Genomic DNA, 18369 nt, shown 5'->3' on the forward strand with positions numbered 1-18369 from the left:
GACCGAAATACGGACCTGCCTGATCAGGTCACCGGGTGTGACCGTCGCCGGTCACCAGGTACTTGGTCGACGTCAGCTCCGGCAGCCCCATCGGGCCCCTCGCGTGCAGCTTCTGCGTCGAAATGCCGATCTCGGCACCGAAGCCGAACTGGCCACCGTCCGTGAACCGCGTCGAGGCGTTGACCGCGACCGTCGTGGAATCCACCAAACGGGTGAACCGGCGGGCCGCGGCCTGGGACGTCGTGACGATCGCCTCGGTGTGCCCCGAGCTCCACAGCCGGATGTGGTGGACGGCCGCGTCGAGGGAGTCGACGACGGCGGCGGCGATGTCGTACGAGAGGTACTCGGTCTCCCAGTCCTCCACGGTCGCCGGCACCACGGTGGCCTTCGTGCCGGCCTTCTCGGCGGCGTCCAGCACCCGCTCGTCGGCGTGCACGGTGACCCCGGCCTCGGCCAGCGCGTCCAGGGCCCGCGGCAGGAACTCCGCGGCGATGTCCTGGTGGACGAGGAGGGTCTCGGCGGCGTTGCAGACGCTGGGCCGCTGCGCCTTGGAGTTGATCAGGATGTCGACGGCCATGCCGAGGTCGGCCTGCGCGTCGACGTAGACGTGGCAGTTGCCGGTGCCGGTCTCGATGACCGGGACCGTGGACTCCGTGACGACGGTGCGGATCAGGGAGGCGCCGCCGCGCGGGATCAGCACGTCGACCATGCCGCGGGCGCGCATCAGCTCGCGTACGGACTCGCGGCTCTCACCGGGCACGAGCTGTACGGCGTCGGCGGGCAGCCCGGCCCCGCCGACGGCGTCGCGCAGGACGGTCACCAGGGCCTTGTTGGAGGCGTACGCGGAAGAGGAGCCGCGCAGCAGCACCGCGTTGCCCGACTTCAGGCACAGCGCGGCGGCGTCAACGGTGACGTTGGGCCGGGCCTCGTAGATGATCCCGACGACGCCCAGCGGCACGCGGACCTGGCGCAGGTCGATGCCGTTGGGGAGCGTGGAGCCGCGCACGACCTCGCCGACGGGGTCGGGCAGCGCCACCACGTCCCGTACGTCCGAGGCGATGGCCCGGACGCGCTCGGGGGTCAGGGTCAGCCGGTCGACGATCGCCTCGCTGGTCCCGGCGGCGCGGGCGCGCTCGACATCCTCGGCGTTGGCCTCGACGATCTCCTTCGTCCGCACCTCGAGGGCGTCGGCCATCGCCAGCAGCGCGTCGTCCTTGACCGCCCGTGGCAGGGTCGCCAGGGTCTGCGCCGCGTCGCGGGCCTTGTAGGCGGCGTGGATGACCGGGGACTTCGGCGTGGGGTCCGCCAGAGGGGAGGGGAAGTCGCTGCTCATGCCTAGCAGCGTACTGAGCCGCGGGGCACACCCGCCCTATGTCCCGCTCTGCGAGACGGTCCGCTGCCCGCTGCGGGAGGGGAAACGGCCCCCAGGACGGGCCGTCGGTACGGGCCGTCGGTACGGGCCGTCAGTAGGGGTGGACGCCCACGCGGGCGGCCGGGGGCGGGCCGTAGCCCTCCGCGATGCGCTGGTGGTACGTCTCGCGGTCGATGACCTCGAGGCCGACGATCTCCCAGGGCGGCAGCTTGGCCGTGGCGCGGTGCTCGCCCCAGAGTCGGAGGGCGACGGCGGCCGCGTCGTGAAGGTCGCGCGCCTCCTCCCAGTAGCGGATCTCGGCGTGGTCGTTGGCGTAGCGGCTGGTCAGCAGGAAGGGGTGGTCGTGGGCGAGCTGCTCGAGGGAGCGCCTGACCTCCTTCAGCGGGGCCTCCTCGCCCGAGACGCTGAGCGTGATGTGCCACAGCTTGGACACCCCGCGCTCGCGGGTCTCCGGCTCCCGCTCCTGCCCGGCACCGACGGCCGGCCCGGCCCGCCGCTCGGCGCCTTCCTCCGCGCCCACGCTGGCCAGTGCCCGCTCCTCCCCCGCAGCCCTTCTGGGGTGGGTGGTGCCACCTCGGGGCAACGCCCCTGGGCGCCCTCGTCTCACCGGCGGCCTCCTGCTGTGCTCGGCGCTCCGCTCGTGCGCAGGCGGAGCCGTGTCGTGCTGTCGTCCGCGGGACACCGCAGCGCGATGCGATGTCCGTGCATCAAAGTTGACCAGCCTGGCGCCTGGCTTCGGGCGGTTTTCCGGAAGGTCACCGTGGAATGACGGGACTTTTCACCGAACCTCCGCCGATGACGTCCGTCAGTGGTCCAGCACAACCAGGTCGTCCCGGTGCACGACCTCCCGCTCGTACGCCGGGCCGAGCTCACGCGCGAGATCCCGGGTCGAGCGGCCCAGGAGCAGGGGGATCTCCTTGGCGTCGAAGTTGACGAGACCGCGGGCGACCGCCCGCCCCTCGGCATCGCGCAGCTCGACCGGGTCGCCCGCGCTGAAGTCCCCCTCGACGGCGGCGATTCCGGCGGGCAGCAGCGACGTACGGCGCTGGACCACGGCCCGTACGGCGCCGTCGTCCAGGGTGAGCGCGCCGCGCGGGGTGGAGGCGTGGGCGAGCCACAGCAGCCGGTTGGCGGAGCGGCGCCCCGTGGGGTGGAAGTACGTGCCGGTGGCGCGGCCCGCGAAGGCGTCGGCCGCGTGCGTGGCGGAGGTGAGGACGACCGGGATGCCCGCGGCCGCGGCGATCCGGGCCGCCTCGACCTTGGTGACCATGCCGCCGGTGCCCACCCCGGCCTTGCCCGCGCTGCCGATCGCGATGCCCTCCGTGTCCTGGGGTCCGGTGACCTCGGGGATGCGGGAGGTGCCGGGGCTGGTGGGGTCGCCGTCGTAGAGACCGTCCACGTCCGAGAGGAGAACGAGCAGGTCGGCCCGTACGAGGTGGGCGACGAGCGCGGCGAGCCGGTCGTTGTCGCCGAACCGGATCTCGTCGGTGGCGACCGTGTCGTTCTCGTTGACGACCGGCACCGCACCCATGGCGAGGAGCTTGTCCAGGGTCCGGTAGGCGTTGCGGTAGTGGGCGCGGCGGCTGGTGTCGTCGGTGGTCAGCAGCACCTGGCCGACGCGGACGCCGTAGCGCGCGAAGGAGGCGGTGTAGCGGGCCACGAGCAGGCCCTGGCCGACGCTGGCGGCGGCCTGCTGCCTGGCCAGGTCGCGGGGGCGGCGGCGAAGGCCCAGCGGCGCGAGCCCGGCGGCGATGGCGCCAGAGGAGACGAGCACGATCTCCTTCTCTCCGCCGCTGCGGGCCTTGGACAGGACGTCCACGAGAGCGTCCACGCGGTCGGCGTCGAGCCCTCCGGCCGCGGTGGTCAGGGACGACGAGCCGACCTTGACCACGACTCTGCGGGCGGCCGCGACCCCGTCCCGTACCGCTGCTGACCCTGCTGCCCCTGACACCTGCGTCCCCACTGTTTCCACTGATCCACCGAGCTCTCCGCCTCGCAATCTACGTCAGCGGGGCCGGGCCGCGGCGAGCGGTCCGATCGGCGGACGGCACGGCGTACGACGCGGCGGACGACGCGGCGGACGACGCGGCGTACGACGCGGGCTGCGGCACGGCGGAGAACGGGCGCGCCGGGGTGGCGGATGACACAGTCAGCCATTTGGTTCACTGGCTATGGCCCGATTCGTGGTGATAGGGGTCACGGCAGATTGTCATGCGGGTGGCGCACGCAATACGGTCAGGGGTCGTCCTCCCGTCACCACCGCTTCATGTGGTGTTGGTGCGAGGCCGGCCGCCCCTGACGGCCCTCCCCCATCCGATCGCCTCCAGCCCAGGAGCCCAGCCCGTGCCCTCTGCCGGACTCGCCCCCCGCCGGATCGTGCAGCTCTCCGCGCTGCTCGCGATGTTCGCGGCCTTCACGGCCCAACTCGCGGGCGCACTGCTGCCCAACGTGCCGACCTTCGTCGCCGCCTCCGCTGCGGGCCTCGCCCTCGATCTCTATCTGCAGCACAAGCAGCCGGGGCTGCTCTCGCTGCTGGGCAGAATCCGGTTCGACGTCACGGTGCGTCAACTGCTGCGCGACATGCTGATTCTCGTCGGGCTGCTGCGCATCGACGGCATCAACCCGCTGAGCGAGCAGTCCCCGCTCACCATCGCGCTGCTCGGCTTCTACCTGCTGCACTTCGCCTGCCAGGCGGTCGCGGTGCTCGTGCGGCGCAGCCGGGCGCTGCCGATCGTCACCCGGAACATCGACACCTCCGCGCTCGGTCTCGTGGCCGCCCCGCCGCGCATCCTGGCCCGCCGCCCCGGCCACCGGCTGCTGACCTTCTCCGTGCCGGCCACGGCGGGCCTGCTGGCGACGGCGGCCACCACGGACGCGTACTGGGGCGGCATCGGGCTCGGTCTCGCGCTCTGCCTCGCCGGCGCCGGAACGATCCACCTGGGCACCTGGCTGCTGCCGGGGAAGCGGCCCGCGAGCGAGCAGAAGATCCTGGAGTGGCTGGACGCGTGGCTGGCCGAGTACCGGCCGACCGTCGGCATGTACTTCTCCGGCGGCACCACGTCCGCGTACCAGGCCAACATGTGGCTCTCGACGCTCGCCGCGCTCGACGGCAAGCCGCTCATCGTGCTGCGCGAGCGCTTCATGGTGCAGAAGATCGACGCGACGGACGTGCCGATCGTCTGCATCCCCAAGGTCGCGCACCTGATGCATCTGGAGCACTCGACGCTGAAGCTGCTGCTGCACCCGGCGAACTCGGGCAAGACCTCGCAGGTGCTGCGCATTCCGTCGATCAAGCACGCGTTCATCAACCACGGCGAGAGCGACAAGCTGTCCAGCTGCAACCCGTACGCGAAGGCGTACGACGAGGTGTGGGTGGCGGGTGCGGCGGCGCGCGAGCGCTACCAGCTCGCGGACATCGGCGTCGAGGACAAGGACGTCGTGGAGGTGGGCCGCCCGCAGCTGGCCCCGATCCGGCCGTACGCGGGTGCGTCGACCGGTCCGTACACGACCGTGCTGTACGCCCCCACCTGGGAGGGCTGGACCAACGACCCCGGCAACACCTCGGTGATCCTGGCGGGCGAGAACATCGTCCGCGAGCTGCTCGCCGACCCGAAGGTGCGGCTGCTCTACAAGCCGCACCCGATGACCGGCTCCGTAGACCCGCGCGCGGGGCTGGCCAACGAGCGCATCAAGGCGATGATCGCCGAGGCGAACGCGGCGCGCGGCGGTGAGCGGCCGGGACCCGAGGCCGCGGCCGAACTGGCCCGACGCACCGCCGAGTTGGACCGGCTCACCAGCACCGCTTTCCGGGCTGGCGCGGACGAGATGGAGCGGATGCTGCTCCAGGGCGCCCCGGACACCGGCCGGGCGGCGGCCGTCGCCGAGGCGACGGCGGCGTGGGAGGTCGCGTACTGGGCGTCCTTCCCGGACTGGGAGCACCAGATCATCACCACCCCCCGGCCGGCGATCTACACCTGCTTCAACCAGGCCGACCTGCTGATCAGCGATGTGTCGAGCGTCGTCTCCGACTACCTGACCAGCGAGAAGCCGTACGCGGTGGCGAACACCACGGGGCTGTCGGAGGAGGACTTCAGGACCGGGTTCCCGACGGTGCGGGCCGCCACGATCCTGGAGCCGAAGGCGAAGAGCGTCCCGGCGCTGCTGGAGTCCGTACGCCACCCCGAGAAGGACACGCTCGTCGCTGCTCGCGCGGAGCTGAAGGAGCACCTGCTCGGGCCCTCCGAGCCGCCGTCCCTCGTACGCTTCGACCGGGCGGCGCAGGCGCTGGCCACGAAGGCGGACGAGCGCCGCGCCCGGATGGAGGCGCGCCTGGCGAGCGAGATCCCGGGTCAGCGGGAGGCCGACGGCGCGGAGGAGGAAGCGGAGCTGGACGCGAGCGCCGAGGACTCCGTCAACGCGTAGCCATCGCCGGGCGGGCAGCACCCTCTTCCCGAGGCTTGGGACAGCGGCACCCCGGTGGTGGGCATTCGTTCCGCGGGGCGATGGGGGTGCCCCGCGGAACGAATGCCCACACCACGGCGAGATCGGCCCGCCGGCGAGGGCACGGCTACGCGAAGGGGTCGAAGTCCTCGTATTCGTCCTGGACCTCGTCGCGCGCCGCCTGGCGGTCGCGGCGGCGCTGCGCGGCCGGCCGCGGCGCCTCGAAGCGGTGATCCTCGCCGCGCCGCCCGAGCATCTCCGCGCCCGTCGCCATCGTCGGCTCCCAGTCGAAGACGACCGCGTCGTCCCCGCCCCCGATGACGACCTCGTCGCCCGCCCGGGCCCCGGCCTTCATCAACTCCTCCTCGACGCCGAGGCGGTTCAGCCGGTCCGCGAGGTAGCCGACGGCCTCGTCGTTGGCGAAGTCGGTCTGCCGGACCCAGCGTTCGGGCTTCTCGCCGAGCACCCGGTAGAAGCCGCTCTCCCCGGTGACCGTGAAGCCCGCGTCGTCCACGGCCTTCGGCCGGATGACGATCCGGGTCGCCTCCTCCTTCGGCTTCGCCGCCCGCGCGTCCGCGACGATCTTCGCGAGGGCGAAGGACAGCTCCTTCAGACCGGCGTGGGAGACCGCGGACACCTCGAAGACCTGGAAGCCGCGGGCCTCGAGGTCGGGCCGGATGATGTCGGCGAGGTCCTTGCCGTCGGGGATGTCGGTCTTGTTGAGGGCCACGATCCGCGGCCGTCCGTCGAGACCGCCGTACTCCGCCAGCTCGGCCTCGATCACATCGAGGTCGGTGACCGGGTCGCGCTCGGACTCCAGCGCCGCGCAGTCCAGAACGTGTACGAGCACGGAGCAGCGCTCGACGTGCCGCAGGAACTCCAGGCCCAGGCCCTTACCCTGGCTGGCGCCCGGGATCAGCCCCGGCACGTCCGCGATCGTGTAGACGGTCGAACCGGCCGTCACCACACCGAGGTTGGGGACGAGGGTGGTGAAGGGGTAGTCGGCGATCTTCGGCTTGGCGGCCGAGAGCACCGAGATCAGCGAGGACTTGCCGGCGCTCGGGTAGCCGACCAGCGCCACGTCGGCGACGGTCTTCAGCTCCAGCACGACGTCGCCCGCCTGGCCGGGCTCGCCCAGCAGCGCGAAGCCGGGGGCCTTGCGGCGGGCGGAGGCGAGCGCGGCGTTGCCGAGGCCGCCGCGGCCGCCCTGGGCGGCGATGAAGCGGGTGCCGTGCCCGACCAGGTCGGCGAGGACGTTGCCCTGCCTGTCCTGGACGACGGTGCCGTCGGGGACGGGGAGTACGAGGTCCGTACCGTCCTTGCCGGAGCGGTTGCCGCCCTCGCCGGGCTTGCCGTTGGTGGCCTTGCGGTGCGGGCTGTGGTGGTAGTCGAGGAGCGTGGTGACCGACTGGTCGACGACCAGGATCACATCGCCGCCACGGCCGCCGTTGCCGCCGTCGGGGCCCCCGAGCGGCTTGAACTTCTCGCGGTGCACGGAGGCGCAGCCGTGGCCTCCGTTACCCGCGGCGACATGCAGCTCGACGCGGTCCACGAAGGTGGTCATGCGGATTGCCTCCCGTTACGTTCTACGGCGTACGCCCGATGCGTACGGAATGTCGTTCTGCTAACGCGCCGAGGGCGGACCCGCTTCCCGTCGCCGGGAAGAGCGGTCCGCCCTCGGAAAAGGTGCTGTGTCGCGCCGGGCTGATTACTCAGCGACCGGGACGATGTTCACGACCTTGCGACCACGGCTGGTGCCGAACTCGACCGCGCCGGCGGCGAGGGCGAACAGCGTGTCGTCGCCGCCACGGCCCACGCCGGTGCCCGGGTGGAAGTGGGTGCCGCGCTGGCGGACCAGGATCTCACCGGCGCTGACGATCTGGCCGCCGAAGCGCTTCACGCCGAGCCGCTGAGCGTTGGAGTCGCGACCGTTCCGAGTGGACGATGCGCCCTTCTTGTGTGCCATCTCTCCTCAGTCCCTTACTTCGCAGCCGTGGGGATGCCGGTGATCTTCAGCGCCGTGTACTGCTGGCGGTGGCCCTGGCGACGCCGGTAACCGGTCTTGTTCTTGTAGCGCAGGATGTCGATCTTGGCACCCTTGTGGTGGTCCACGACCTCGGCCTGCACCTTGATCCCGGCCAGCACCCACGGGTCGCTGGTCACGGCCTCACCGTCGACAACGAGCAGGGTCGAGAGCTCGACCGTGTCGCCCACGTTGCTGGTGGGAATCTTGTCAACCTCAACGATGTCGCCGACAGCCACCTTGTGCTGGCGGCCACCGCTGCGCACGATCGCGTACACGCGGATCTCACTCTCTGCTCGTTCAACGGGAACCCATGACGCCAGCCGCTCACACGGGCTCAGGAGCCCGCGATATCCGGAAGGACGAGCGGCCTCTCCCGGCGGAGCCGAGAGGGAGTTGCTCAGGGGTTGGCGTACAGACGCCGACGGTCAAGATTACGGGGCCCCGACCGGCCGGTCAAACCGATCCCCTCGCCGGGGTGGCCGACTCCGGGCCGGGGTCGCGGCACCGGGCGTGGCCGCCCGCAGGGCATGCCGCCCGCCTGGCCCCGGAAGGGGCGCAGGCGGGCGGCGTCGCGGTGCTACGACTCGTCGGCCGGGGAGGAGACGGTCGGGGCGGACTGGTCCGCCGCCATCGTCTTCTTCGCGGCCTTCTTGGCCGTCGTCTTCTTCGCGGCCGCCTTCTTGGCCGTGGTCTTCTTCACCGCGGCCTTCTTGGCGGTGGCCTTCTCCGCCGCCGCCTTCTTGGCAGCCGACTTGCGGGCCGTCTTCTTCGCCGAAGCCGCGGCCTCCTCGTCCCCGGTCTCCGGGCGCTCCTCGCCCTCGCCGGACGGTACGACCGTCACCGCGGCCTCGTCCGCACCCTTCGGCGAGCCCGCCGGTGCCGTCGCCTTGCGCGTCACCCGGCGACGGGCCCGCGCGGGCTTCGGCTCCTCGGCCTCCTCCGCGGCCACCGGCTTCGGCCGCGGCTCCTCGGCCGCTGCCGCCTCGGGCTCGGTCTCACGGGCCGGGGTGACGACGACCGCCGCCTCCTCGGCCGCCTCCGCTGCCTTCGGCGGCCCGGCGGGTGCGGACACCTTGCGGGTCGCCCGGCGGCGCGTACGGCCTCGGGTGGCCGCTGCCTCCGCCTCGGCGGCGCTGCTGAACAGCTCCTCGTCCGGCGCGAACGCCGGCTCCGGCAGCGGCCTCGGCTCGGGAACCTCCGGCCGCGGCTCCGCCACCACCTCGGGCGCCGTCTCGGCCTCGGCCTCGATGACCTCCGGCTCGTGCTCGTGCGCGTGCGCGGGCGTCGGCTCGGGCTGGGCCGGGCCCTTGCCCTTCCGCTTGCGCTTGCCGCCGCCCCCGCCGCCGGCCACCGTCGGCTGGTCCATGTGGACGATGACGCCGCGCCCGTTGCAGTGCACGCAGGTCTCGGAGAAGGACTCCAGCAGCCCCTGGCCGACCCGCTTGCGGGTCATCTGGACCAGGCCGAGCGAGGTGACCTCGGCGACCTGGTGCTTCGTACGGTCCCGGCCCAGGCACTCCAGCAGCCGCCGCAGCACCAGGTCCCGGTTGGACTCGAGCACCATGTCGATGAAGTCGATCACGATGATGCCGCCGAGGTCGCGCAGCCGCAGCTGGCGCACGATCTCCTCGGCCGCCTCCAGGTTGTTCCTGGTGACCGTCTCCTCGAGGTTTCCGCCCTGACCGGTGAACTTGCCGGTGTTGACGTCGACGACGACCATGGCCTCGGTCCGGTCGATCACCAGCGAACCGCCGCTCGGCAGCCAGACCTTACGGTCCAGGGCCTTCATCAGCTGTTCGTCGATCCGGTACGTGGCGAAGACGTCGACGTCGGACGACCACTTCTGCAACCGCTCCGTGAGGTCGGGCGCGACGTGCGAGACGTAGCCGTGGATGGTCTCCCAGGCCTCCTCGCCGCTGATGATGACCTTGGTGAAGTCCTCGTTGAAGATGTCGCGGACGACGCGGACGGTCATGTCCGGCTCGCCGTAGAGGAGGGTCGGCGCGTTGCCGTTCTTCGACTTCTTCTGGATCTCCTCCCACTGCGCCTGCAGCCGCTCGACGTCCCGCCGCAGCTCCTCCTCGCTCGCGCCCTCCGCGGCCGTACGGACGATGACGCCCGCGTCCTCGGGGACGATCTTCTTGAGGATCTGCTTCAGGCGGGAGCGCTCGGTGTCGGGGAGCTTGCGGCTGATGCCGGTCATCGAGCCCTCGGGCACGTAGACCAGGTAGCGGCCGGGGAGGGAGACCTGGCTGGTCAGCCGGGCGCCCTTGTGACCGATCGGGTCCTTCGTGACCTGGACGAGGACCGACTGGCCGGACTTCAGCGCGGTCTCGATGCGGCGCGGGCCATTGGCCATGCCCAGCGCCTCGAAGTTGACCTCACCGGCGTAGAGGACGGCGTTCCGCCCCTTGCCGATGTCGACGAACGCGGCCTCCATGGACGGCAGGACGTTCTGGACCTTGCCCAGGTAGACGTTGCCGACGTACGAGGTGGCCTGTTCCTTGTTGACGAAGTGCTCGACGAGGACGTTGTCCTCGAGCACGCCGATCTGGGTGCGGTCGCCGTTCTGGCGCACGACCATCACGCGCTCGACGGCCTCGCGGCGGGCCAGGAACTCGGCCTCGGTGATGATCGGCACGCGGCGGCGGCCCTGCTCGCGACCCTCGCGGCGGCGCTGCTTCTTGGCCTCCAGGCGGGTGGAGCCCTTGATGGACTGCACCTCGTCGGCCGGTTCCGCCTTGGGGCGCGGCTCGCGGATCTTGACGACCGTACGCTCCGGCTCGTCGGCAGTCGGCTCGGCATCGGCGGCGTCGCCACTGCGGCGGCGACGACGGCGACGACGGCGGCTGGTGCTTGTACCGGCGCCGGTGGCGGCCTCCTCCTCGGCCTCCCGCTCCTCCGCGGCCTCTTCCGCTTCCGCTCCGGCCTCGGGCCGCTCCTCGGACTCGCCTTCGGCGGTCTCCGCGGCATCGGCGGGCTCGCCACGACGACGGCGGCGCCCGCCGCGGCGGCGACGGCGGGCCGGGCGGTCGCCCGACTCCTCCGCGGCCTCCTCGGTCTCCGCCTCGGCCTCGGTCTGCTCCTCCGCGGCCTCGGCGGGCTCCGGGGCGGCCTCCTCCGCCGCGGCGCCACGGCGGCGGCGACGGCGGCCGGTGGCGGCGGACCGCGGCTCCTCCTGCTCGAGCTCCTCGTCCCGCTCCTCGCCGGACTCGGCCGCCTCGGCGGCGGCAGCGGCGGCACGCTCCGGCGTCTGGAACATCGGCTCGGTGAACACCGGCGGCTGGAAGACGGCCGTCGGCGGGCGCCTCCGCCGCGACTTCGCCTCCGGCGCGGACTCGGGCTCCCGGGCCTCGCCGGGCTCCTCGGCCTGCGCTGCCGCCTGCGGCTCGGCTTCGGCGGTCGTCTTACGGGCGGCGCGGCGGCGCGTACGACCGCGGGGCGCCTCGGCCTCCTCGGCCGGGGCGGGTGCGGCCTCGCCGCTCTCCGGCGCGACCTCCTCCGCGGCGGCCTCAGCGGCAGGCGCGGCGGCCTTACGGGTCGCGCGCCGACGCGAACGGGCGGGCTTTTTGTCCTCGGCGGCGTCACCGGACGCGGCAGCCGCGGCCTCGGCGGGCTCGCCGGCCACGGCGGCAGCGGCCACCGCGGGCTCCTCGGCGGCCTCACCCGACCCGGCGCCTCCGGCATCGGCCGCGGCGGCCGTCAGGTCCTCCGCGGCCTCGGCCGCTTCGGTCTCCTCGACCAGGGGCGGCCCCGCCGGAGCGGTCGCCTTGCGGGTCGCGCGGCGGCGCGTACGAGCGGGCTTCGCCTCGTCCGCGGCCTCACCGGATGCGACGGCCTCGGCGGCAGGCACGACGCCGGATGCCCCGGACTCCGTGTCCTGCGCACCAGCGGCCTGGGGCTCTGCGGCTGCGGACTCCTCCGCATCAGCGGCCTCGCCCGAGACGTCACCGGTCGCGGACGCGACGGCGGCGTCGCCGACGCCGGTCGCAACGGGCTCGGTCGTCGCAGCAGCAGCGACCGCCTCCGATACGCCTGTGGTCTCCTCGGCAGCGGACCCCGTGGCCGGTATGGCCGACGCCGGGTCCGTGGACCCCATCGATCCCACCGGTCCCGCCGGGTCCGGTGTCGCGCCGCCGGGCGGCGGGCCCGCCGGGCGGGACGCCGCGCGGCGGCGCCGCGGCGGCAGGTGGTCACTGGGGCTGTTGTTCTCTGAGCTGTCCCCGGCGGCGCTGCCCAGCGCCGCCTCCTTGGGCTCGATCGGCTCAAGCATGCGGGCGGTTCTCCCGTCACGCTCCCGGGCGCCGCGCCGGATTCCGGCCGCGGCCCGCGTGATGTGCGCGGTGCCGCTGTCCGGGGCGCGGGCGCCACACGGGAGCTATGTGTCACTCGCCGGGGCCATGTGGCCGGCACCGGCGAAAGTCTTCTGTGTCAGTGCGCCTGCCGGACCCGGGTGGCTCCCTGGTGCATCGACGGCACATCGACGAGTCCTACGCGGAACCTTCCGGCGCTCCCCCGCGAGCGGGCGATGCTCCTGTCGCGGCGGTCAGCCCGGCGGCCGTGGGTGGGGCGGCCATGACTGCCTCGCGGTCGGGCGCGAGCGGGTCGGTCACCGTGCCGGACTCCTCATCGAGCGGCCCCTGCGCCAGCCTGGTCACCGCAGCGGGGACCGGCGGCGCCAGGTCGGCCGTAGCTCGGAGACCGGACAGGACGTCGTCGGGTCGTACGGCAGGTGTCGAATGCCGGACAACCAGCCGCAGTATCGCACAGGCCCCCTCCCCGGGCCTATCAGCCGCCCCTTCGACCGCCTCGAGGCGCGCGACCGCACCACGCGCGTCGAAGGTGCGCAATCCATTTTTCGTACGCCGCTCGACCTCCACGGACTCCGCCGCGAGGAAGCTCGCGACGGCCCGCTGGGTCTCCGGCAGCCCGACCCCGTCGAGCCGCAGCTCCCAGACCGACGCGCCGAGACGGTCGGCGAGACCGGACGTCCGCGCCTCGACGGCGTCGGTGACGTCGAGCCCGGTCGGCAGCGACTCGTCGAGCAGCTCGCGCAGCTTGTCGGGGTCGCGCGGCTCGGTGAGGGCGATCTCCAGATACTCGGCCTCGCTGCCCGTGCCGGTGGGTGCGGCATTGGCGTACGACACCTTCGGGTGCGGCGTGAAACCGGCCGAGTAGGCCATGGGCACCTCGGCACGGCGCAGCGCCCGCTCGAAGGCGCGCTGGAAGTCGCGGTGGCTGGTGAACCGGAGGCGGCCGCGCTTGGTGTAGCGCAGTCGGATGCGCTGCACCGCGGGCGCGGGCGGAGGGCCTTCGGGCTGTCGCTTGCCCAGAGTCGTTCAGTCCTTCGTCAGAGCGGTCGTACTGCTACCTAGAGTACGTGTCTCCGGCGCGGTGGGTTCCCGGCGGGGCGCCCCGAAGAGCAGACGGCGGACTTCGGCCCGTGTCTGCCGTGCGGACGCGCGCGCGGACGCCAGGGCCTGCCGCGCCCCGCGGCCCGCGTCCCGTACGGCACGGGCCGCCGGGCGCCAGAAGTGGTCGCGTACGACATGTCCGACGGGCGTGAGGAGTGTGCGGTACGCCCAGCGGACCGGCTCGACAAAGATCCACCGGAAGATCGTTGCGAAGAAGCGCCCTACGGCGCGGGAGACGTACCCCGCGACCCGCCACGCGTGGCCGAGCGCATCGCCGATCTCACGGCAGACCACGGCAGCGGCATGCCCGAACGGTTTGAGGACCCACCGCCAGACGGCGACGAGCGGGACGACGACGAGGACCCGGCCGAGCCACAGCAGGCCGTGGCCGGCGGGGGTGAGGACGTAGCGGTGGAGGGCGACGGCGGGGATCACGATCAGGGTGCGGCCCAGCCAGGCGAGGGCGGTGCCGATGCCGCGCGCGGTTGCGGCCGCGCCCGCCCGGAGGGCGCGGCCGAGCCGGACGAGGGCGCGGCCGACGGGCCTGAGCACATGGGCGTACAGCGCGATGGCGGGAATCGCCACGAGGTGCCGGGCCAGCCATGCGGCGGCCGTGGCGAGGGCCCGGCCTGCGGGCGCGAGGACGTACCGGTAGAGGGCGGCCCACGGCCAGACGAAGAGCGCCTTGGCCAGCCAGACCAGGGCGATGCCCAGGCCACGGGCCGCCGGGGCCACCACCCTCCGCCAGAGCCAGGAGAGCGGCGTGACGATCAAGGTCCGGCCGAGCCATGCCAGGGCCCGCCCCACGGCGGTGCACGGGACGACGACCACGGTGCGCCACAGCCACGCCAGCGCCCGGCCCACCGCGGTTGCGGGGATGACCACCAGGGTCCGCCACAGCCATCCCAGCGCCCGGCCGAGCGGCCGCAGCACCGTACGCTCCAGCGCCTTGCCGCAGACGACGAGCGCGTCCCACACCATCCGTACGGGCACGACGACGAGCAGGACCACGATCCGTACGGGGATGCGGACGGCGACGGCCACGCAGCCGTCCGCGGGCGCCGGGTGGTCGGGCAGCCCGCCGGGCAGCCGCTCCGGCGCGGCGGGCCCGCGCTCCTTGACCAGTGAGATCTTCGGCACCTGTGACACCTGCTCCATGCGGCCCTCCCCCGTTGGGTCCCACCTGGCAATACGTCACCGCGGCCCCGCGCGGTTGCGGGGCCGCGGTGACGAACTGATCTCGCGCCGCTGCCTGCTAGTTGACGACCGTCAGGGGCAGCAGCTTCTTGCCCGTCGGGCCGATCTGGATCTGCGTGTCCATCTGCGGGCAGACGCCGCAGTCGAAGCACGGGGTCCAGCGGCAGTCCTCGACCTCGGTCTCGTCGAGCGAATCCTGCCAGTCCTCCCAGAGCCAGTCCTTGTCGAGACCGGAGTCCAGGTGGTCCCAGGGCAGGACCTCCTCGTAGGCCCGCTCGCGGGTCGTGTACCAGTCGACGTCCACGCCGAACTCCGGCAGCGTCTTCCCGGCGCACGCCATCCACCGGTCGTACGAGAAGTGCTCGCGCCAGCCGTCGAAGCGTCCCCCGTCCTCGTACACGGCCCGGATGACCGCCCCGACCCGCCGGTCGCCGCGCGAGAGCAGGCCCTCGACGATGCCGGGCTTGCCGTCGTGGTAGCGGAAGCCGATCGAGCGGCCGTACTTCTTGTCGCCGCGGATCTTGTCGCGCAGCTTCTCCAGGCGCGCGTCGGTGTCCTCGGCGGACAGCTGCGGCGCCCACTGGAAGGGGGTGTGCGGCTTGGGCACGAACCCGCCGATCGACACCGTGCAGCGGATGTCGTTCTTGCCCGACACCTCACGGCCCTTGGCGATGACCTTCGTCGCCATGTCGGCGATCTGCAGCACGTCGTCGTCGGTCTCGGTGGGCAGGCCGCACATGAAGTAGAGCTTCACCTGCCGCCAGCCGTTGCCGTACGCCGTGGCGACGGTCCGGATCAGGTCCTCCTCCGAGACCATCTTGTTGATGACCTTGCGGATGCGCTCGGAGCCGCCCTCGGGGGCGAAAGTGAGGCCGGACCGGCGGCCGTTGCGGGTCAGCTCGTTGGCCAGGTCGATGTTGAAGGCATCGACCCGGGTCGATGGCAGCGAGAGGCCGATCTTGTCCTTCTCGTAGCGGTCGGCGAGGCCCTTGGCGATGTCGCCGATCTCGCTGTGGTCCGCGGAGGAGAGGGAGAGGAGGCCGACCTCCTCGAAGCCCGTGTTCTTCAGGCCCTTGTCGACCATGTCGCCGATGCCGGTGATCGACCGCTCGCGCACCGGGCGGGTGATCATGCCCGCCTGGCAGAAACGGCAGCCGCGGGTGCAGCCGCGGAAGATCTCCACGGACATCCGCTCATGGACGGTCTCGGCCAGCGGAACCAGCGGCTGCTTCGGGTACGGCCACTCGTCGAGGTCCATGACGGTGTGCTTGGACACGCGCCACGGGACGCCGGAGCGGTTCGGTACGACGCGGGAGATCCGGCCGTCGGACAGGTACTCCACGTCGTAGAACTTCGGCACGTACACGCTGCCGGTCTTCGCGAGGCGGAACAGCAGCTCGTCACGGCCGCCCGGGAGGCCCTCGGCCTTCCACGCCCGGATGATCTCGGTGATCTCCAGGACCGCCTGCTCGCCGTCGCCGATGACCGCGCAGTCGATGAAGTCCGCGATCGGCTCGGGGTTGAAGGCCGCGTGTCCGCCCGCCATGACCAGCGGGTGGTCCTCGGTGCGGTCCCTGGCCTCCATCGGGATGCCGGAGAGGTCGAGGGCGGTGAGGAGGTTGGTGTAGCCCAGCTCGGTGGAGAAGGAGACGCCGAGCACGTCGAAAGCGCTGACCGGGCGGTGCGAGTCCACCGTGAACTGCGGGACCCGGTGCTCGCGCATCAGCTCCTCGAGGTCCGGCCAGACGCTGTACGTCCGCTCGGCGAGGACGCCCTCGCGCTCGTTGAGCACCTCGTAGAGGATCATGACGCCCTGGTTGGGCAGTCCGACCTCGTACGCGTCCGGGTACATGAGCGCCCAGCGCACATCGCAGGCGTCCCAGTCCTTGACGGTGGAGTTGAGCTCTCCGCCGACGTACTGGATCGGCTTCTGGACATGCGGGAGAAGCGCTTCCAGGCGTGGGAAGACCGACTCGACAGGCATCACTGTGTCTCTCGTGAGCGGGCAAGGGTGACCATCCAGCGTACCGTGCGCGCCGGGTGTGCCCGGGGCCGCCGGATCGGTCCGCATATCGGCGCACGCATCGGCCCCCGCAGCAGCCGCGCGATTCGCGGCCACGGTCAGCCCCGCGCCTTCAGCGCCGCAGCGCTGCCAGCAGTCCCTTACGGGAGGCCTCCTGCCACGCCTGGGGCAGCTCGTCCTCACGGGCGGCCGCGCGAGCCTCCTCGTGGCCGTACAGCAACCCGAAGGTGAAGGCGCTCTCCCCGGCCTCGTGCGCCTGGTCTGCGAGGTCGCGGAGTGCCTCGCGGGCGACCACGCTGTCCTGGTGGTCGCCGAGGGCGTCCTGGAGCGCCTTCATGTGCTGGACGAGCCGCTTCGCCGGCTTGCCGATCGCGGGCTGCGCGGCCTCGGCTGAGTAGCGGGTGCGCTTGGCGGCCTTGCGTGCCTCGTGCATGGCGACGTCCCGGTCGTGCCCGCGCGGGGCCGCGAGCGCGGAGTCCACGCACTTCGCGAGGCGGTCGAAGTCGGCGAGGACGGAGCCGGGGATGACGTCGAGCGCAGGGCGTCCGGCGGCGGGGCGCAGCGGCGGGTCGGCGAGCAGGGCGTCGAGGGTGTCGAGGAGGCCGGTGTAGCGCGTGCTGTCGAGAACGCCGATGACATGGCGGCGCGAACCGCGGCGCCTGGCGTTGGACCAGGTGCGGAGCCTGCTGCGCACGGGCCCTACGAGAAGGGGGCGTGGCAGCTCGTCCAGCCGCTCGTAGAGCCGGGCGGTCAGCACCTCGCGGTCGCGGTCCACGCCCAGCTCGGCCGCGAGCCACTTCAGCTCGTCGCCGATCGGGTCGGTCACGCTCCGGTCGAGGACTTCGCGGAAGGACTTGAAGGCGCTGCGCAGGCGGCGGGTGGCGACGCGCATACGGTGTACGGAGTCGGGCTGGTCGCGGCGCACGGCGGGGTCGAGCTCGACGATGGCGGTGATCTGCGCGCGCAGGTACCGCAGGAGGTGGTCGCCGGCGGTGGGCGTTGCCTTGCCGCGCTTGGCGGCCTTCTCCGGCTTCCCAGGCTTGGCCCGCTTCCCGGCCTTCCCGGCCTTCCCGGCCTTCCCGGCTTTTTCGGCCTTCCCGGCCTTCTCCGGCTGCGCGGGCTCGGCGCCGGGCCTCGTCTCATCGAGCGCCCGAGCGAGCTTCGAGGGCCCGGCCGCCCGCCGTATGCCGGCCTCCGTCAACGTCCGTTCGACCGCGTCGAGGAGGCCCGGCTCCGCGGCCTCGCCGAGCTCGACCTCGATCTCGGTCCAGTGGGCGGTCCCGTCGCCGCCGGTCAGCCGTTCCGCGGCGACCTCGTCCACGCTGACCTGCGCGAGCACCTTCCCGTCGGAGTCGACGAGATGCCGCAGGTCACGCTCGGAGCGCAGCCGGACGATCGGTACGAGCGGGGCGGTCCTGACCCGGGACCGTACGAGCCCGGCCAGCTCCTGCGGCAGTTGCTCGGACAGCGGGACGCGGATCTCCTCGCGTACGTCCTCGTCGACGGGCAGTTTCAGATGCCAGCCCGCGTCGTCCCCGCCCGTACGGCGGCGCAGCGTGATGCCGTCCGCGGCGAGCCGTTCGGCCTCGGTGTCGTAATAGGTGGCGTCAAGGCTGGTCACGCCCTTGTCGACCACGGCCGCCACCCCGGGAACGGCGGCAAGGTCGGGCAGCCCGTCCTGGGTGGCCTCGTACTTGCGCTCGATCTCGCGTACCTGGTCCGCCATAGAGTGAATCTACCGGGGCCGCCTGGCGAACGGGAGCACTGCGGAGCGTCACCCCCGCGCCTGTGGCGGGCAATCCCCCGACCCGCCCCTTCCCGGCTGCGGACGATATGCGGCTCCGCCGCGTGGGGGGCTCCGCCCCAGACTCCTGGCTCCAGGGGCGAAAGCCCTGGT

Annotated in this window: 12 protein-coding genes; 1 reads left to right on the forward strand and 11 read right to left on the reverse strand. The window is 72.6% G+C overall.

What is annotated here, in order from left to right; all coding sequences use genetic code 11:
• Positions 1 to 28: 28 nt before the first annotated feature.
• The 3 genes from ACTWP8_RS11815 to proB form a co-directional block, all read right to left on the reverse strand.
• Positions 29 to 1333 (reverse strand): glutamate-5-semialdehyde dehydrogenase, encoded by a 1305-nt coding sequence (locus ACTWP8_RS11815; protein WP_443322095.1) that lies wholly within the window; start codon positions 1331 to 1333, stop codon positions 29 to 31.
• Positions 1334 to 1463: 130 nt separating this feature from the next.
• Entirely contained in the window at positions 1464 to 1979 is a 516-nt protein-coding gene (locus tag ACTWP8_RS11820; RefSeq protein WP_443322096.1) for a hypothetical protein, read from the reverse strand.
• 198 nt (positions 1980 to 2177) lie between these two features.
• Positions 2178 to 3323, reverse strand: a complete 1146-nt coding sequence (gene proB / locus ACTWP8_RS11825) for a glutamate 5-kinase (RefSeq protein ID WP_443322097.1) — start codon at positions 3321 to 3323, stop codon at positions 2178 to 2180.
• A 392-nt stretch (positions 3324 to 3715) separates the two neighbouring features.
• On the opposite strand from proB, the gene ACTWP8_RS11830 reads away from it, so the two are divergent.
• Positions 3716 to 5794, forward strand: coding sequence for a hypothetical protein (locus ACTWP8_RS11830; RefSeq protein ID WP_443322098.1), 2079 nt, complete (start codon positions 3716 to 3718; stop codon positions 5792 to 5794).
• A gap of 145 nt (positions 5795 to 5939) precedes the next feature.
• Here ACTWP8_RS11830 and obgE read toward each other — a convergent pair whose 3' ends face one another.
• From obgE to ACTWP8_RS11870, 8 genes are all read right to left on the reverse strand, one after another.
• On the reverse strand, positions 5940 to 7376 hold the full coding sequence (gene obgE / locus ACTWP8_RS11835) for a GTPase ObgE (RefSeq protein WP_443314816.1): 1437 nt from the start codon (positions 7374 to 7376) through the stop codon (positions 5940 to 5942).
• Between the two features lie 144 nt (positions 7377 to 7520).
• Positions 7521 to 7778, reverse strand: a complete 258-nt coding sequence (rpmA, locus tag ACTWP8_RS11840; RefSeq protein ID WP_443314815.1) for a 50S ribosomal protein L27 — start codon at positions 7776 to 7778, stop codon at positions 7521 to 7523.
• 14 nt (positions 7779 to 7792) lie between these two features.
• A complete protein-coding gene (gene rplU / locus ACTWP8_RS11845; protein ID WP_443314814.1) occupies positions 7793 to 8113 on the reverse strand; it encodes a 50S ribosomal protein L21 in 321 nt (106 codons plus the stop codon).
• Positions 8114 to 8415: 302 nt separating this feature from the next.
• Complete coding sequence (locus ACTWP8_RS11850; RefSeq protein ID WP_443322099.1) at positions 8416 to 12111, reverse strand: Rne/Rng family ribonuclease; 3696 nt, start codon at positions 12109 to 12111, stop codon at positions 8416 to 8418.
• 217 nt (positions 12112 to 12328) lie between these two features.
• Positions 12329 to 13129: a TIGR03936 family radical SAM-associated protein gene (locus tag ACTWP8_RS11855; protein ID WP_443322100.1), complete on the reverse strand. Its 801-nt coding sequence runs from the start codon at positions 13127 to 13129 to the stop codon at positions 12329 to 12331.
• A gap of 48 nt (positions 13130 to 13177) precedes the next feature.
• Positions 13178 to 14410, reverse strand: a complete 1233-nt coding sequence (locus tag ACTWP8_RS11860) for a hypothetical protein (RefSeq protein ID WP_443322101.1) — start codon at positions 14408 to 14410, stop codon at positions 13178 to 13180.
• Between the two features lie 97 nt (positions 14411 to 14507).
• Complete coding sequence (locus ACTWP8_RS11865) at positions 14508 to 16433, reverse strand: TIGR03960 family B12-binding radical SAM protein (protein ID WP_443322102.1); 1926 nt, start codon at positions 16431 to 16433, stop codon at positions 14508 to 14510.
• A 151-nt stretch (positions 16434 to 16584) separates the two neighbouring features.
• Positions 16585 to 18198, reverse strand: a complete 1614-nt coding sequence (locus ACTWP8_RS11870) for a CYTH and CHAD domain-containing protein (RefSeq protein WP_443322103.1) — start codon at positions 18196 to 18198, stop codon at positions 16585 to 16587.
• Between the last annotated feature and the right edge of the window lie 171 nt (positions 18199 to 18369).

The organism is Streptomyces sp. 7N604 (genome assembly GCF_052245475.1).
In the GTDB taxonomy this organism is placed as follows: Bacteria; Actinomycetota; Actinomycetes; order Streptomycetales; family Streptomycetaceae; genus Streptomyces.

Bases quoted from the DNA above. Each gene is read 5' to 3' on its own strand.
- obgE (WP_443314816.1), bottom strand. From the start codon at position 7,376: ATGACCACCTTCGTGGACCGCGTCGAGCTGCATGTCGCCGCGGGTAAC.
- ACTWP8_RS11815 (WP_443322095.1), bottom strand. From the start codon at position 1,333: ATGAGCAGCGACTTCCCCTCCCCTCTGGCGGACCCCACGCCGAAGTCC.
- ACTWP8_RS11870 (WP_443322103.1), bottom strand. From the start codon at position 18,198: ATGGCGGACCAGGTACGCGAGATCGAGCGCAAGTACGAGGCCACCCAG.
- ACTWP8_RS11865 (WP_443322102.1), bottom strand. From the start codon at position 16,433: ATGCCTGTCGAGTCGGTCTTCCCACGCCTGGAAGCGCTTCTCCCGCAT.
- ACTWP8_RS11850 (WP_443322099.1), bottom strand. From the start codon at position 12,111: ATGCTTGAGCCGATCGAGCCCAAGGAGGCGGCGCTGGGCAGCGCCGCC.
- rpmA (WP_443314815.1), bottom strand. From the start codon at position 7,778: ATGGCACACAAGAAGGGCGCATCGTCCACTCGGAACGGTCGCGACTCC.
- ACTWP8_RS11860 (WP_443322101.1), bottom strand. From the start codon at position 14,410: ATGGAGCAGGTGTCACAGGTGCCGAAGATCTCACTGGTCAAGGAGCGC.